Here is a 15,314-nt window from a genome sequence, read left to right on the forward strand (position 1 = left end):
TTTAATTTTTATTTTTAAATAAGTATTTATGAAAACAAGAATTGGAATTTTAGGGATGGGTGGAGTAGGCGGCTATTTTGGTGGATTATTAGCCAAAGAATATACCGAATCTGATTCTGTTGAAATCGTATTTATTGCTCGTGGCGAAACCCAAAAGGCAATAGCACAAAACGGGTTGAAAATTATTTTCTCCGCAAGTTCGCTATCGCTCGGGTTATACGAAAGCGAAATAACTGTTTTTCCTAGTATCGTTTCAGACAATTCCAAGGTAATTGGAAAACTCGACTACCTTATTTGTGCAACAAAAACCTATGATATAGAAGAGAGTCTTCTTTCGATTAAAAAGAACATAACCAAGAATACGATTATTCTTCCTTTATATAATGGTGTCGATGCGCCAGAACGAATTAGTGATTTATTTCCCGACAACGAAGTTTTACAAGGTTGTGTTTATATTGTTTCGATGATTGTATCTTCCGGTGTTATTAAAAAGATTGGGACTTATGAAAAACTCTTTTTTGGATCAAGAACAGCTTCAATTACTGCATTAAATAAATTGCAATCCATTTTTGAGAAAGCTTCAATCGAAAGTTATTTGGTGGACACTATTGAAGAGACCGTTTGGGAAAAATTCATCTTTATTTCGGCATTGGCTTCCGCCACATCCTATTTGAATCAAAATATCGGGGAGATTTTAAACAGCCAATCGAGTAGAGCAGTATATGTTTCCTTATTAAACGAAATTACCATGATTGCGGCCGTAAAAGGACACAATTTACCTGCAGACATTATCCTACAAACAATTCTTAAATTAGAGAAAACTCCTCATGATGCCACTTCATCAATGCATCGGGATTTGATAGCTGGACGAAAAATAGAACTTTTTTCTTTGACTGAGTTTGTTGTAAATGAAGGTGTTAAATATGAAATTGAAACACCAACTTACCAAATGGTATTAGATAAATTATCAAGTGTTTTAATTCCTAATTAAATAATTGTAAGGATTATTCCTCTTCACCATCATTTTCCGACGATTCATCTTCATCCGAATCCGATTCAATTTCGAAAAAACTAAAAATAGAACCACCATAACTTTTCTTAAAAGAGAAATTAATCATGTGATCCAGTTTGGTGTATTTAGAATGTTCAATTACCATCATTCCGTCTTGATTAAGTAATTCTTTTTCGAAAATTAATGATACAATTTTCTCAAAAGTGGCTTGATCTAAAGCGTAAGGCGGATCAGCAAATATAATGTCGTAAGATGTTTTACATCTTTCTAAATAAGTAAAAACATCACTTTTTGTGGCGGCAATATTAAAATCGAATTCAGTTGCCACTTGCTTAATGAATTTTACACACCCAAAATCACCATCGACAGATGTGATAGGCGTACTCCCTCTGGAGGCAAATTCATAACTGATATTTCCTGTTCCAGCGAATAAATCTAATATTTTAAGTCCTTCAAAACTGAAATGGTTATTTAAAACATTGAATAATGCTTCTTTAGACATATCTGTGGTTGGACGAACGGGCAGGCCTTTTGGAGGAGAAATGCGTCTTCCTTTGTATTTTCCTGAAATGATTCTCATGAGTTGAAAAGTATAAAATGATTTCTGTTTTCGGTCTCAGAAAAATAATTGTTCCATCGCAAATCGTTTACGTCAATAAGGGAAACGTTGCGAATGTATTTATAAGCTATTTTGAAATAATCACTTTCAGTATCAATATTTCCGATTAGTTTCAATGGAAAATTCTCGGGATTTAGATTCAATTGCTCTGCAGTGAATAATATGTAATACAAGAAATCTTCCGGTGTGTTGTAATCGAAAGAATTGAAAAGAAGTAATTTTTGGTTTTGAACCACGATTATTTCAAAATGTTCTGAATTTATATGAATGAACATTTTCTTTTCATCTTTATTTTTGGATGCGATCAATAGTTTGGAAACCAGAATACTGTTGGCGTGTTTGTAATCAAAAGCTCCAAATTGATCTATAAAAAAGTTATTGATATTCACGTACGGAATGTAAACTGCATTCATTTCATAATTTGCTATTTCGTCAAAGGCAAAAAAATCAGTTTTAAAAACCTTAGTGTTGTATTGCAAATAACTTCCTAGAAAGCTCTCGTCAAAAAGAGGCGCAGGAACAAACGTAGAAAGATTGTTGTTGTGAATCACCAGAATTTCATCATACGAATCCTTTAATACGGGATAATCGCGAAAAGCATCGGCAAATAAATCCTCAATTTTTGTGGCTTTATGAAAGGTGTCAAAATGCACTTCATTAAAGGAAATAACCGTATCATTCAGCGTATCAAAGCAGCAAAACGAAAGCCCAGTCAGGGAAACCTGAATGGAAAGTTTTTTATATACCTTCTCGGTTATGTTTGTATTTTGTGTTGACATATCTGGATTTATATTCCATTTCTTCCTTAAAAACTTGAAAGGATTAAAAGCGTTGACAAACTTACAATTTTTTTTTATTCTAATGTCAATTTATGCGATTCCCTCGATTTTCATACTTATATTTGATGTTCATTTATAGCAATCCACTTCACATGAATTCCTCCTTGTTTTACAGTCTTTTACAGAAAAAATTTCCTTTTCAACCCACCTATAAACAAGATATTTTTTTTCAGAAAATTGCTATTTTTTTAACAGAGCCCGATAATAGAACCATTTTTGTGCTAAAAGGATATGCAGGAACCGGCAAAACGACTGTGATTTCGACGATTGTAAATAATCTGGCAGACATTAATAAGAAATATGTTTTGCTTGCCCCAACAGGCCGTGCGGCCAAAGTAATTGCCAATTATTCGAATAAACCGGCTTTTACGATTCATAAAAAAATATATTTTCCCAAGAAATCTTCCGGTGGCGGTGTTTCGTTTACGTTGCAACAAAACAAACACAAGAACACGATTTTTATCGTCGATGAAGCTTCGATGATTTCAGATACCAATTCAGATTCTAAGTTATACGAAAACGGTTCTTTATTAGACGATTTGATTTCGTATGTGTATTCAGGAACTAATTGTAAGATGATTTTATTGGGAGATACCGCTCAGTTGCCTCCGGTGAATTTAGATATTAGTCCTGCATTAGATATTCAAACTTTAGGCATGAACTACGATAAAGAAGTAGAACATATCGAACTAGACGAAGTAATGCGTCAGGAAGAAAATTCGGGAATCTTGCATAATGCAACAGAACTTCGGGAATTATTGAAAGATTCATTTATCACGGAATTCAAATTTAATGTTCGAAAATATAAAGATATCGTTCGACTTACTGATGGATATGATATTCAGGATGCGATTAATTCGGCGTACAGTAATTATAGTATCGAAGACACCGCATTTATTGTTCGTTCCAATAAAAGAGCAAATCAATACAATGAGCAAATCCGAACCAAAATCCTTGATAAAGAAAGTGAATTGTCTACCGGCGATTTTTTGATGGTGGTAAAAAATAATTATTTTTGGTTGAAAGATTCTGATGAAGCTGGTTTTATTGCCAATGGCGATATTATTGAAGTGTTGGAAATTTTTAATATGAAAGAGTTGTATGGTTTTAAGTTTGCCAAAGTAAAAATACGAATGGTCGATTACCCAAGCCAGATTCCGTTTGAAACCGTTTTATTATTGGATACCATAAAAAGCGAATCGCCTTCTTTAACCTATGAAGAATCCAACCGACTGTATCAGGAAGTATTGAAAGATTATGAAGGAGAAACTAAATTCAACCAATTCCAAAAAATAAAAGCCAACGAATATTTCAATGGTCTACAAGTTAAATTCTCGTATGCTATAACCTGTCATAAGTCACAAGGTGGTCAGTGGAATACCGTTTTTATAGAACAGCCGTATTTGCCTGACGGAATCAATAGAGATTACATCCGCTGGTTGTATACTGCGATGACCAGAGCAAAAAATAAATTATATTTAATAGGTTTTAAGGATGAAAGTTTTGAAGAGTAAATTTCATAAACATATAAGTCATATAAGTTTTAAATTTATTGCCTTGCTTACTTATATGACTTAAATGTTTCAATTTTTTTTGAACTAATAAATTATGAAAACATTAAACGACTTACATAAAATTTCAGATTCTTTTTCGAATACTGAAAAAATGCCTGCACTTTTTTTGGGACATGGCAGTCCGATGAACGCGATTGAGGAAAATCAGTTTGTAGCAGGTTTTCGGAACTTGGCCAAAACGTTACCGCAGCCAAATGCCATTTTGTGTATATCGGCGCATTGGTTTACTAAAGGAACCAAAGTTACAGCAATGGAAATGCCACGAACGATTCATGATTTTGGAGGTTTTCCACAAGCGTTGTTTGAAGTGGAATATCCTGCAAAAGGAAGCCCAGAATTAGCATTAGAAACCAAAGAATTATTGCTGCCCACAGAAGTCGAACTAGACGAACATTGGGGCTTAGATCATGGTGCTTGGAGTGTAATCAAGCATTTATATCCCGATGCCAATGTTCCTGTAATTCAGTTGAGTATTGATTATACTAAATCTGGGCAATACCATTTTGATTTGGCTCAGAAATTAAGTGCGTTGCGTAACAAAGGAATCCTGATTATTGGCAGTGGGAATATCGTACATAATTTGGGATTAGTAGATTTTCATAATTTTGACAAAGACAATTACGGTTACGATTGGGCGATAGAAGTAAAGGAAAACGTAAACAACTATTTACTGCATGGAAATTTCCAACCGCTGATTGATTTTGAAAAACAAAACAAAGCATTTCAATTAGCGATTCCTACGCCAGAACATTATTTACCTTTGATTTATACTTTGGGATTAAAAGGAAAATCCGAAGAACTGAGTTTATTTAATGATAAGTTATTGGCAGGTTCTTTGAGCATGACTTCGGTGAAGATTATGTAGGATGGTTTTGTGAGAATAAAGCTTATATTTGGTTAATGCTATTGATAATAAATTTTATAATAGGGATTGTGTTTTAATTCAGCGGCAATAATTTAAAAGAGTAAAATATTATATGAAATACACAAATGAAGCCAAACTAATAAATGAATTAATTACAATTTCTCAAGTTGTTTATCAGAATCAACAAAATGATAAATTTTCAGAGTCTTTTGGATTTGATGAAGAAAATATTTCATTTTTAGGTTTAATAAATATTAGTAAATATAAACTATCTATAGAAAAACTATACACCTCAAATAAATCAATTTGTGAAACATTTAGCTTTTTTAAATTTCAAGATAGAATAATAGAATTAATTAGAACTTTAAAAGTTGAAAAAACACAATGTAAAGCTGAAAATTTAAATGAAATTATTGATGACATAATAAGAATTGAAATAATTGAACATGAAATTTTTTATCCTTTTTATGGAGCGCAAATGAATTCAGATTTGCTAAAATTTGGAGATTTTACTATCTATGATAAACAAAAATGTAAAGAACTTTTGAATGAAAAATCTTTTACAACTAATGACAAAGATTTATATTTTGAACTTATAAAATCTGACCTATTAATTAGTATAAAAATTAAAGCTAGAGAGAGTGATAAAGCATTTGAAATTGCGGATAAATACTGCATGTCATTTGAAAATGTTTTTAGTTATGTACTAGGAGATTTATCAAATGATAAAAGAATAGGGATATTTAACTTTAGAGGTTTTTCAACTATGGGAAAAATAATTTCAAGTAATTCAGGAATAGGTTTTAATGGAAAAAGTGATGTAATATTAGGTTTGAACCTCGATCATAATTATTTAAGTTATTTTAATAATAAGGAATTGGGTAATGATGAAGTTTGGTTTCTAATAACAAAAAAAGATAAATCAGAAATTGAAAAAAGATTATTGAATGCTATTGAATGGGTAGGAAAAGCAATAAATGATAGAGACAATTCAAAATCTTTAATCCAATTTGTATTTGCAATTGAAGGAATGCTCCAATATGATGAAAAAATATTTATAAATCAATCTATTGTAAGTCAATTAGCAGATTCATTAGCCTTTATAATAACTGATGAAAAAGAAGAAAGAAAAAAAATGTCAAGAAAGTTTAAAGATATTTATAAAAAAAGATCTAGCATAGCTCATGGTTCAAATGCAAAAATTGATTTTGAAGACTTAGAGGAAGTATTCGAAATTACCAAAAATATGATAATTTCGTTTTTAATTAAAAGTCCTTTCAAAGAAATGAAGACAATGGAAAGTTTAAATACCCATATAATAAATTTAAAATTTAATTAATACTAATTTTTTCCCTTAGCAATTTAATACAATGAAAATAATAGCTGTTATTCCCGCACGTTACGCTTCCACACGATTTCCCGCTAAACTGATGCAGGATTTAGGAGGTAAAACCGTCATTGTAAGAACCTATGAAGCAGCAGTAAATACCCAATTGTTTGATGATGTTTTTGTGGTTACAGATTCGGATATCATTTATGATGAAATTATTTTTAATGGAGGAAAAGCCATCAAGAGCATCAAGGAACACGAATCAGGAAGTGATCGAATTGCGGAAGCAATTGAACATCTTAATGTGTCTGTTGTAGTTAATGTGCAGGGAGACGAACCTTTTATTGATGCGGAACCTTTAGCAAAACTGATTGAAATTTTCAGACATGATGCTACTCAACAAGTCGATTTGGCTTCTTTGATGCGTGAAATAAAAAATGAGGACGAAATCCATAATCCCAATAATGTAAAAGTGGTCGTGGATCAAAACAAATTCGCGTTGTATTTTTCGCGTTCAGTAATTCCATATGCAAGAGAGAAAAATGTAGGTGTTCGCTATTTTCAACACATCGGGATTTACGCATTTAGAAAACAGGCATTATTAGATTTTTACAATTTACCGATGCAATCTTTGGAAGCATCCGAAAAACTCGAGCAATTGCGTTATTTAGAATTTGGAAAAAGAATCAAAATGGTGGAAACTACTCACGTCGGAATCGGGATTGATACTCCGGAAGATTTAGAAAAAGCCAGAAAGATGTTGTAATTATTCCAGATTTTCATGATCAAAGTAGCCTTTCGTTTTTACTTTGGTGGAGAAGAAATTCAAGAAAAGCACAATGAAAAACAGAAACAATAACGCTTGCGTAGTTACTAGAAATTTCCCGATAGTAGTTATTGGATAATAATCGCCATAACCGATGGAAGAGGAAGTTACGATACTAAAATAAATTGCATCAAACCAGTGAAAGAAAGGTTTGTTCAAGTAATTATCACAAGAATAAAACACGGCATAAACAAATGCAATCTCTAAATAATTAAAAAAAAGTAATAGCATCGACCTTTTATAAGAACGGGGTTTTGAAAACAAATCGGAAGCAAAGATCAAAGTCGGGATATACAAAACGGTTTCTAAAAAAACATAAACGAGAATCCAAATTATCCATACGTGGCTTTGCCAATGGTTTATTAGTATCAATATTGGAAAAACCACTTTTAGCAAAACATAAAAATCCAAAGCTAAATCCTGATATTCGATTCCCTTTTTGCTTGCCCAATATTTAATGTAAATTCCAGGGAAAAGTAATTGAGAGGAAGCTAGAAATAACCGCACTATTTTTTCAATCCCATTGTCTTCCTGATGGTCGTTATTCCAAATAGATTGAATATTTTGAATCCTTTTTTGAATGGGATTAAACTTTGGTTGAAAACCTTTTGACGTTTTTCCTAACAATAATTTTTTTATAATTTTTTTCATTACAGCAGAGTATTAAATAACCTTAATATGAATACAAAATAATTGTGTTTCTTTAAGACTATTGGATTGCAAATTTTAGAAAGAACATTTAAGATTTATTAATTAATTCAATTTTTCGATTACGATCAACTCATTATGAAATTCAATTCTTGGAATAGTTCTGATTTTGAATTGATGCTCATAAAAATCAGATACATATTTTTTATTTCTTAAATTTTGACTTTCATTTAAAATCATAGTATTAAAAAGTACAAAACCTTTATTTTTTAAATGATAACAAATACGATTGATAAAAAAGGTTTCAAATAAAAAGTTCGGCATAGTAGTATCCTGAAAAATATCAATTATTATCAGATCGTATTTGTTTTTGTTTTTTAAAACAAATTCAAATGCATCTCCAATAATAATTTCGAAGTTTTTAATTTCATCAAGCTTGAAATATTTATTAGCTACTTTAATTATTTCAGAATCTAGTTCTACACCCGTTATTTTTCCTTCAAATTTAATTTCATCTACCAATGTTTTTATAACACTACCTCCAGCTACACCCAGAACTAAAATTGAATCCATGGCCTTTATTTTACTATAACCAATATTTTTCAAACCAACTTTTAAAATACGTTGCAAACTGCCGTACGAATAATTAGTATTTTCCGAATCTAAAACCAACTCACCATTTGCCCAAGTCACTTCTATAGATTTACTTATAGTTGATTTTGCCTCATAAATTTTTATAGGAATAAGATAACTGAAAATTTTTTTAATCATAAGTAACGGTTTTTCTCAAAAATAGCATTTAAATTATTCATTTTGTATTAAAATAAATATAAGAATGAAGAATCAATTGGACGAATTGATATTTTTCAGGTTTATGGGTTGAAAAATTGAAGGCTCAATAAATCCATCTATAATAAAGGGTCATGATGGTCTGCCTCACTCGAGTGCACATAATTTTTATTTGGGTATTTTTACCACGGGAATAACAGGTCTAAAAATGAATTTGGTAGGCAAAAAAGAATTATTGCGCTTTCCATTAGGTTTTTATTATAGGTACATGGTAGGAGATCCATTTGATAGAGCAGGAGGATTGAATAAAGTAGATTCGATTGCCGCTATTTTTCAAAGAAAAATAAACTTTTCATCTTGCCGTTGCTCCAGAGGGAAATCGTAAAAAAGTAAAGGAATTAAAAACAGGTTTTTACTAATTGTCTCTGAAAGCAAATGTTCTTATAATTCAACTAGCTTTTGATTTTGAAAAACAAGTAGTCAATTTAGGGAAAACTTTAATGGCAACTGGTAATTTAGATGAGGACCTAATTATTTTGAACAAACATTTTCTTGGTGTGATTGAAAAAATTCCTGAAAAAGGATTTAAATAATAAATTTCAGATTTGAAAAAAAAGTTAAATTCTTTAATTTGGGTTAAATACTTTAAAAGTTCCATTTTTATAAAAGAATACAATTTTTTCCACTTCACCCGAAAATGCTTCTTTAGGTATATTTTTATTTTCCATTTTTTCTGTTTCCAATGCATTTGTCTTTAATGGATTTTGTATTTCCGAAAATAAGTTTTCGGAAATTTTTTCTTCTGTAAAAGGAGTAGGAGTATTTTGTTTAAAAACTTTCTCCACTTGATTTTCTCTTTTTTCAATAGAAATGGCGTTTTTTGGAAATGTTCCTTTGCCATTTAAAATCCAATACAAATCTACTTCTGGAAAAACTTCTAAAATTTTTAGGATAAAATCCAGACTTGGTTTGTTTCTTCCAGAAAGCAGGTGAGACAAACTAGAACGTTGTACCCCAATTTTATCCGCAAATGAAGAAGCATTTAGACTATAATAGTCCAAGATGATCTCTAATCTTTTTATAAAATCCTCTATGTTTACCATTGTAAATTGTAATTAAAAATAAGCTATTTACAAATGTAATCAAAATAAATGAAATCCCCAAAATTACAAGTGTAAAGAAGTTTTTCTAGCATAATCATAATAAAGTATATATTTAACGATAATAGCATAAATAACTGATAATGTGATTCTTGTTGTGTCTAAATTAAATAGATAACAATTGTTAATAGTTACAAGTTTAATGAAGCTTGGCGAGTCAGTAAAACTGTTTACATATCTAAAATAAATCAAAATAATATTGTTTACAAATGTAAATATAAAGATGTTTACTTTTGTAAATCAAATAATGTGGTATGAATTTAGAAGAGTTATTTAAAGAATTTAAAGAAGAATCTGTACAAGGTCGCTATATTACTTTAGATTCAATTGAGCCTTTATTGCAGAAATTAAACACAGATAATCAACTTAAAATTATTGGAAAATCAGTACTTGAAAAACCAATTTATTCGTATCAAATTGGGGGTGGAAAAACTAGAATTTTTCTTTGGTCACAAATGCATGGAAATGAAGGCACGACAACTAAAGCGCTTTTTGATTTTTTAAACGTGTTAAAAGGTGATTCAGAATTGGCAAAACAATTGCTGAAAGCATTCACTTTTTGCTGTATTCCAATGTTAAATCCTGATGGGGCATCTTTATATACGCGTGAAAATTCGAATAAAGTTGATTTGAATAGGGATTCTCAAAATCTATCTCAGCCGGAAAGTAAGGTTTTAAGAGCTATTTTTGAGGATTTTGCCCCTAATTATTGTTTTAACCTTCATGATCAGCGTACGATCTTTGGAGTAAGTGATACTAGTAAGCCGGCTACATTGTCCTTTTTAGCGCCTTCTTACAATGAAGAACGTGAAATAAATGAATCCAGATTGAAAGCAATTAACTTGATTGCAGGAATAAACGATGTTTTGCAGGAGTATTTACCAAATCAGATTGGGCGTTTTGATGATTCTTTTAATATTAATTGTATTGGAGATACTTTTCAATATTTAGGTGTGCCTACTTTATTGTTTGAAGCAGGGCATTTTCAGGGTGATTATCAAAGAGAAGAGACGAGAAAATATGTTTTCATGGCGTTAGTTTCTAGTTTTACGATACTTAGCGAAAACGATATAGTTAGCAATGGAATTGACAAATATTTGAATATTCCTCAAAATAAAGTCGTTTTTTATGATTTTATGTATAAAAATATCAAGATAAATTATGATGGTATTGAAATAATCACCAATTTTGCATCACAATACAAAGAAGAATTAATTGAAAATCAGATTTGCTTTAATGCTTACATAGTGCAAGTAGGTGAATTAGAAAATCATTTCGGTCATTTTGAGTATGATGCTAAAGGAGCAGAATATAAAGATGAATATAATAACTTTCCGAAATTAAATCAAAAAGCTGATTTTTATTTAGATAATGACATAAAATTTGTTAACGGAATGATAAAAATATAATATTTAAGTCTTTTTGTTGTTTTTTATGTATATTTTTATACTTTGTAAAAGTGATTAGTAATAAAAATTAAAGAATTATGAGTAAGTTTCGTTTAGATGAAGTAGATCACCAGATATTAGATATGTTAATCGATAATACAAGAGTTCCATTTACAGATATAGCAAAAAAATTGCTAATTTCTGCAGGGACGGTTCATGTCAGAGTTAAAAAAATGGAAGATGCAGGAATTATAATGGGATCTTCTTTAGTTCTTGATTATGACAAACTTGGGTATTCTTTTATTGCTTATGTTGGTGTTTTTCTAAATAATACATCTCAAACGAAGTTTGTTTTGGAAAGAATTAATGAAATTCCTTACGTGACAGTTGCTTCTGTAACAACAGGTAAATTTAATATTTTTTGTAAAATTAGAGCTAAAGATACTAAACATGCTAAAGATGTAATCTTTATGATTGATGATATCGATGGTGTTTACAGAACTGAAACTATGATTTCTCTGGAAGAAAGTATAAATGATAAGAAGCGGTTAATGCATACTATTTTTAAAAATATGTAAATAATCTTGAATGCTATATTTTAAAATATAACCTCAAGTTAATTCTTGGGGTTTTTTTTAAAACAAATTTTTCTATTAAACCAACCACAACTGAATTATGTATACACTACCAAAAATTGAACGTTTCAATCAAGACGTTCTTTCAAAATACCACATTTATAATAGTGTTTTTATAACATTGCCTTTCGATTCTATAGATAATACAGGGGTTTTACTTCCTTTATTTACAGATGTTTGTGATACGGGTTTTAAAAAACAGGAGACTCCGAAAGAAATTTTAGATTTTTTTGCTAAAAAATATTTACACAGCGCTTCAGAATCGGACAAAATTGATCTCATGTTTCGTTTTATTCAATATATTGAACGTCAAATTGTTTTATTCGATGCTATTGAAGATGCTGCTTTTCCAGTAGTTAACAATATGGAAGGAAGAGGTTCTTTAAGAGATATAAAAGAGAAAGCTGACGCTAAAGATAAGGAAGAGGAGTTGATTGATTTTTTAGAGAACTTTAATGTAAGAACGGTTTTGACTGCTCATCCGACACAGTTTTATCCCGGAGCTGTATTGGGTATAATTAATGATTTAACAGATGCAATACGTAAAAATAATTTACTTGATATCAAGCAATTGTTGGCTCAATTAGGAAAAACTCCTTTTATTCAAAATGAAAAACCCAATCCTTTTGATGAAGCCGTAAGCTTAATTTGGTATCTTGAGAATGTATTTTATAAAACTTCTGGAGAAATAGTACAATACCTTCAAAAGAATATTTTTCATGGCAATTCGATTAATAATCCATTAATTAATCTTGGATTTTGGCCAGGTGGTGATCGTGATGGTAATCCATTTGTAACTACAGAAATCACATTGAAAGTTGCGGAGCGTCTGAGAACTTCAATATTGAAATGCTATTATATTGAAATTAGAAATTTAAAAAGAAAGTTAACTTTTTCAGGTGTAGATATTTTGGTATCTGAACTTGAATATAAACTTTATAGGTCCGTGTTTTATTCTCGAGGTGAAATTTTCATCACTTTGAATGAGTTTAAAGCTCAATTAAATAAAATAAAGCAAATTATTATAGATCAACATCAATCATTATATCTAGATGAAGTTGATGCACTTCTTATTAAGGTGAACTTATTTGGTTTCCATTTTGCTTCTTTAGATATTCGTCAAAACAGTAAAATACATGACGCGGTCTTTAATGATGTCGTGAAATATTATTTGAATTCAAATCCCTCTGTTTTTCCTGAGAATTATTTTCAATTAACAGAAGAAGAAAAGTTTGCAGTGGTTTCTACTGTTAGCGGTGCTCTTGATTCGAATGTATTCGAAAATGAAATGACACGTTCTACTATTGAATCTATTCAAGCCATAAAAACCATACAGGAGAAGAACGGTGAATTTGGTGCAAACCGTTATATCATTAGTAATAATGAAAGTGCGCTTAATGTAATGGAAACTTTCGCCCTTTTCAAATTGAGCAATTGGGAAAAACCATCAGTTGATATTATTCCTCTTTTTGAATCAGTTGATGATTTACAAAATGCTCATGCCATAATGGAAAAGTTATATACCAATACTGCTTACGCTGAACATCTTAAAAATAGAAATAACAAGCAAACAATAATGCTTGGTTTTTCTGATGGTACGAAAGACGGAGGTTATTTGATGGCAAATTGGAGTATTTATAAAGCTAAAGAAGAGCTTACCGAAATCTCTAGAAAATATGGAATAAAAGCCATCTTTTTTGATGGTCGTGGTGGTCCGCCTGCCCGCGGTGGTGGAAAAACACATAAATTTTATGCTTCATTGGGTCCAAACATCGAAAATAATGAAATTCAGGTTACGGTTCAAGGACAGACGATAAGTTCTAATTTTGGAACTTTAGATTCATGTCGTTATAATTTGGAGAATTTATTAAGTGCAGGTGTTACGAATCAGGTTTTTAATAAAGGTCAAAATGAACTGACAATCAATGAAAAAGAAATTTTAGATCAATTGGCAGAATTGGGTTATGAGAAGTATTTAAGTTTCAAGAATCATCCTAAGTTCATTCCTTATTTGGAACAAATGAGTACTTTGAAATATTATGCCAAAACAAATATTGGTAGTCGACCTTCAAAGAGAAGTAAATCTGAAAGTTTAGACTTTGCTGATTTGAGAGCAATTCCGTTTGTAGGTTCTTGGAGTCAATTAAAGCAAAATGTACCTGGTTTTTTTGGTGTAGGTTCTGCCTTAAAACATTTTGAAGATACCAATCAATGGGATAAAGTGCAAAGTGTTTATGATAATTCCTTATTCTTCAAAACGCTTCTCGAAAACAGTATGATGTCTTTGGCTAAATCATTTTTTCCGCTAACGGCTTACATGAAAAAAGATCCTGAATTTGGAGAGTTTTGGCAAATTATTTATGATGAATTTTTAGAAACAAAAAGATTGTTGCTAAAAATTGCGGGTCATAAAACACTTATGGAAAATTATCCTGATGGTAAAGCTTCAATTGATATTAGAGAACGTATAGTACTGCCATTGTTGACAATACAACAATATGCTTTATTAAGAATCAATGAAATAAATAAAGAAGAAAACCCGAATATAGACTTAATTAAAGTGTACGAAAAAATTGTAACTCGTTCTCTTTTTGGAAATACAAACGCAAGTAGAAATTCAGCTTAAGATAAAAATATGGAATCAAATCAATTACCGGTAAACGAATATGCCGCATTTTACTCACCTTATATTAATGCTATAGGTAACGTAGTTTTAATTGAAGAATTAGAAATTTGTTTACACGATTTTATCAAATTTGTGCAAAACATTCCTATGGATAAATTTGATTTTCGTTATGCTGAAGGCAAATGGACAATCAAAGATATTATTCAGCATCTTATTGATGCCGAACGTATTTTTAGTTATCGCGCCCTTCGAATTTCAAGAAATGATAAAACCCCTTTGCCAGGTTTTGAGGAGAATGATTATGTAGATAACACAAGTGCAAACGCTAGAAGTATTCAGGATTTGTTGACTGAATTTTCTGCCGTACGACAATCTACTTTGTTGCTTTTTAAAAGTTTCTCAGAGGAACAATTAAAAAGAATGGGAGTTGCTTCTAATGTAGATGTTTCTGTTCGAGCCATTGGTTTCATAATCATTGGACATCAAAAACACCATCAAAAAGTTTTTCAAGAAAGGTATTTGTAATTTAATCTAAAAATGATGACCAAATTTTTAATTTATTTTCAAAAGTCATAGTATTAGCAGGACTTGTTGAAGGCATTACATAATAAGTAATGTCTTCTATTTGTCCGAATTTTTTCAAAAAGTATTTGTGACTTTCTTTTCCGTTAAAAACTATTTTATTTATTGATGGAAAATTCTTGAATAAAGTTTCGAAATCATTTTCTTTATGATTTTTGATATGGATGTCTAAACTCCCTTTTCTTTCACAATTTTCTAACACATCCCATAATCCGATTTTATTGGTTTGGAGTAATTTTATTTTTTCTTCAAAAATTTCTGAAATTGGTAATTTTTCCAATAAAGTGTGCATTATTTTCCAGAAATGGTTTCTCTGATGGGCATAGTATTCCTGTTTTTCTAGAGAAGCTGTGCCAGGCATAGTTCCCAAAATCAAAATTTCAGTTGAAGAATTTACAAAGGGAGGGAATGAATTTATCAT

At 30.6% G+C, this 15,314-nt stretch carries 17 protein-coding genes; 11 read left to right on the forward strand and 6 right to left on the reverse strand.

Annotated elements, in window-relative coordinates; genetic code table 11:
• Window positions 1-28 precede the first annotated feature (28 nt).
• Window positions 29-991: a ketopantoate reductase family protein gene (locus C4S35_RS06470; protein WP_103999403.1), complete on the forward strand. Its 963-nt coding sequence runs from the start codon at window positions 29-31 to the stop codon at window positions 989-991.
• 13 nt (window positions 992-1,004) lie between these two features.
• Here C4S35_RS06470 and C4S35_RS06475 read toward each other — a convergent pair whose 3' ends face one another.
• Window positions 1,005-1,592, reverse strand: coding sequence for an RsmD family RNA methyltransferase (locus C4S35_RS06475; protein WP_103999404.1), 588 nt, complete (start codon window positions 1,590-1,592; stop codon window positions 1,005-1,007).
• Window positions 1,589-2,410 carry a DUF3822 family protein gene (locus tag C4S35_RS06480; RefSeq protein WP_103999405.1) on the reverse strand — a complete coding sequence of 274 codons (822 nt, stop codon included), beginning with the start codon at window positions 2,408-2,410 and terminating at the stop codon, window positions 1,589-1,591. The genes C4S35_RS06475 and C4S35_RS06480 overlap by 4 nt, the downstream gene beginning before the upstream one ends.
• A 152-nt stretch (window positions 2,411-2,562) precedes the next feature.
• On the opposite strand from C4S35_RS06480, the gene C4S35_RS06485 reads away from it, so the two are divergent.
• From C4S35_RS06485 to kdsB, 4 genes are all read left to right on the forward strand, one after another.
• On the forward strand, window positions 2,563-3,984 hold the full coding sequence (locus C4S35_RS06485) for an ATP-dependent DNA helicase (protein ID WP_103999568.1): 1,422 nt from the start codon (window positions 2,563-2,565) through the stop codon (window positions 3,982-3,984).
• Window positions 3,985-4,078: 94 nt separating this feature from the next.
• Window positions 4,079-4,909, forward strand: a complete 831-nt coding sequence (ygiD, locus tag C4S35_RS06490; RefSeq protein WP_103999406.1) for a 4,5-DOPA-extradiol-dioxygenase — start codon at window positions 4,079-4,081, stop codon at window positions 4,907-4,909.
• A gap of 112 nt (window positions 4,910-5,021) precedes the next feature.
• On the forward strand, window positions 5,022-6,248 hold the full coding sequence (locus C4S35_RS06495) for a HEPN domain-containing protein (RefSeq protein ID WP_103999407.1): 1,227 nt from the start codon (window positions 5,022-5,024) through the stop codon (window positions 6,246-6,248).
• A gap of 31 nt (window positions 6,249-6,279) precedes the next feature.
• Window positions 6,280-7,005: a 3-deoxy-manno-octulosonate cytidylyltransferase gene (gene kdsB, locus C4S35_RS06500; protein ID WP_103999408.1), complete on the forward strand. Its 726-nt coding sequence runs from the start codon at window positions 6,280-6,282 to the stop codon at window positions 7,003-7,005.
• On the opposite strand, the gene C4S35_RS06505 is transcribed toward kdsB, so the two are convergent.
• Both C4S35_RS06505 and C4S35_RS06510 read right to left on the reverse strand, forming a co-directional pair.
• Window positions 7,006-7,716 carry a potassium channel family protein gene (locus tag C4S35_RS06505; RefSeq protein WP_103999409.1) on the reverse strand — a complete coding sequence of 237 codons (711 nt, stop codon included), beginning with the start codon at window positions 7,714-7,716 and terminating at the stop codon, window positions 7,006-7,008.
• Between the two features lie 102 nt (window positions 7,717-7,818).
• The gene (locus C4S35_RS06510; RefSeq protein WP_103999410.1) at window positions 7,819-8,484 is read right to left on the reverse strand and encodes a spermidine synthase; all 666 of its coding nucleotides are present in this window, start codon (window positions 8,482-8,484) and stop codon (window positions 7,819-7,821) included.
• A 226-nt stretch (window positions 8,485-8,710) separates the two neighbouring features.
• On the opposite strand from C4S35_RS06510, the gene C4S35_RS16260 reads away from it, so the two are divergent.
• On the forward strand, window positions 8,711-8,887 hold the full coding sequence (locus C4S35_RS16260) for a lysophospholipid acyltransferase family protein (RefSeq protein ID WP_341865122.1): 177 nt from the start codon (window positions 8,711-8,713) through the stop codon (window positions 8,885-8,887).
• A gap of 34 nt (window positions 8,888-8,921) precedes the next feature.
• Window positions 8,922-9,095 (forward strand): lysophospholipid acyltransferase family protein, encoded by a 174-nt coding sequence (locus C4S35_RS16265; RefSeq protein ID WP_341865123.1) that lies wholly within the window; start codon window positions 8,922-8,924, stop codon window positions 9,093-9,095.
• 33 nt (window positions 9,096-9,128) lie between these two features.
• Here the strand turns inward: C4S35_RS16265 and C4S35_RS06520 are convergent, their stop codons facing one another.
• Window positions 9,129-9,605 (reverse strand): helix-turn-helix domain-containing protein, encoded by a 477-nt coding sequence (locus C4S35_RS06520; RefSeq protein ID WP_103999411.1) that lies wholly within the window; start codon window positions 9,603-9,605, stop codon window positions 9,129-9,131.
• A gap of 311 nt (window positions 9,606-9,916) precedes the next feature.
• On the opposite strand from C4S35_RS06520, the gene C4S35_RS06525 reads away from it, so the two are divergent.
• The 4 genes from C4S35_RS06525 (at window position 9,917) to C4S35_RS06540 (ending at window position 14,836) form a co-directional block, all read left to right on the forward strand.
• A complete protein-coding gene (locus C4S35_RS06525; protein WP_103999412.1) occupies window positions 9,917-11,071 on the forward strand; it encodes a M14 family metallopeptidase in 1,155 nt (384 codons plus the stop codon).
• 77 nt (window positions 11,072-11,148) lie between these two features.
• A complete protein-coding gene (locus C4S35_RS06530) occupies window positions 11,149-11,628 on the forward strand; it encodes an Lrp/AsnC family transcriptional regulator (RefSeq protein WP_066082003.1) in 480 nt (159 codons plus the stop codon).
• A 97-nt stretch (window positions 11,629-11,725) separates the two neighbouring features.
• Window positions 11,726-14,311 carry a phosphoenolpyruvate carboxylase gene (locus C4S35_RS06535; RefSeq protein WP_103999413.1) on the forward strand — a complete coding sequence of 862 codons (2,586 nt, stop codon included), beginning with the start codon at window positions 11,726-11,728 and terminating at the stop codon, window positions 14,309-14,311.
• 9 nt (window positions 14,312-14,320) lie between these two features.
• A complete protein-coding gene (locus tag C4S35_RS06540) occupies window positions 14,321-14,836 on the forward strand; it encodes a DinB family protein (protein WP_103999414.1) in 516 nt (171 codons plus the stop codon).
• A 1-nt stretch (window position 14,837) separates the two neighbouring features.
• On the opposite strand, the gene C4S35_RS06545 is transcribed toward C4S35_RS06540, so the two are convergent.
• The gene (locus C4S35_RS06545; protein WP_103999415.1) at window positions 14,838-15,314 is read right to left on the reverse strand and encodes a DNA-deoxyinosine glycosylase; all 477 of its coding nucleotides are present in this window, start codon (window positions 15,312-15,314) and stop codon (window positions 14,838-14,840) included.

It is taken from the genome of Flavobacterium urumqiense (assembly GCF_900108015.1).
Taxonomy (GTDB): domain Bacteria; phylum Bacteroidota; class Bacteroidia; order Flavobacteriales; family Flavobacteriaceae; genus Flavobacterium; species Flavobacterium urumqiense.

Bases quoted from the DNA above. Each gene is read 5' to 3' on its own strand.
- C4S35_RS06510 (WP_103999410.1), bottom strand. From the start codon at position 8,484: ATGATTAAAAAAATTTTCAGTTATCTTATTCCTATAAAAATTTATGAG.
- C4S35_RS06525 (WP_103999412.1), top strand. From the start codon at position 9,917: ATGAATTTAGAAGAGTTATTTAAAGAATTTAAAGAAGAATCTGTACAA.
- C4S35_RS06505 (WP_103999409.1), bottom strand. From the start codon at position 7,716: ATGAAAAAAATTATAAAAAAATTATTGTTAGGAAAAACGTCAAAAGGT.
- C4S35_RS06480 (WP_103999405.1), bottom strand. From the start codon at position 2,410: ATGTCAACACAAAATACAAACATAACCGAGAAGGTATATAAAAAACTT.
- ygiD (WP_103999406.1), top strand. From the start codon at position 4,079: ATGAAAACATTAAACGACTTACATAAAATTTCAGATTCTTTTTCGAAT.
- C4S35_RS06520 (WP_103999411.1), bottom strand. From the start codon at position 9,605: ATGGTAAACATAGAGGATTTTATAAAAAGATTAGAGATCATCTTGGAC.
- C4S35_RS06530 (WP_066082003.1), top strand. From the start codon at position 11,149: ATGAGTAAGTTTCGTTTAGATGAAGTAGATCACCAGATATTAGATATG.
- C4S35_RS06495 (WP_103999407.1), top strand. From the start codon at position 5,022: ATGAAATACACAAATGAAGCCAAACTAATAAATGAATTAATTACAATT.
- C4S35_RS16260 (WP_341865122.1), top strand. From the start codon at position 8,711: ATGAATTTGGTAGGCAAAAAAGAATTATTGCGCTTTCCATTAGGTTTT.
- C4S35_RS06470 (WP_103999403.1), top strand. From the start codon at position 29: ATGAAAACAAGAATTGGAATTTTAGGGATGGGTGGAGTAGGCGGCTAT.
- C4S35_RS06535 (WP_103999413.1), top strand. From the start codon at position 11,726: ATGTATACACTACCAAAAATTGAACGTTTCAATCAAGACGTTCTTTCA.
- C4S35_RS06540 (WP_103999414.1), top strand. From the start codon at position 14,321: ATGGAATCAAATCAATTACCGGTAAACGAATATGCCGCATTTTACTCA.
- kdsB (WP_103999408.1), top strand. From the start codon at position 6,280: ATGAAAATAATAGCTGTTATTCCCGCACGTTACGCTTCCACACGATTT.
- C4S35_RS06485 (WP_103999568.1), top strand. From the start codon at position 2,563: ATGAATTCCTCCTTGTTTTACAGTCTTTTACAGAAAAAATTTCCTTTT.
- C4S35_RS06475 (WP_103999404.1), bottom strand. From the start codon at position 1,592: ATGAGAATCATTTCAGGAAAATACAAAGGAAGACGCATTTCTCCTCCA.
- C4S35_RS06545 (WP_103999415.1), bottom strand. From the start codon at position 15,314: ATGATAAATTCATTCCCTCCCTTTGTAAATTCTTCAACTGAAATTTTG.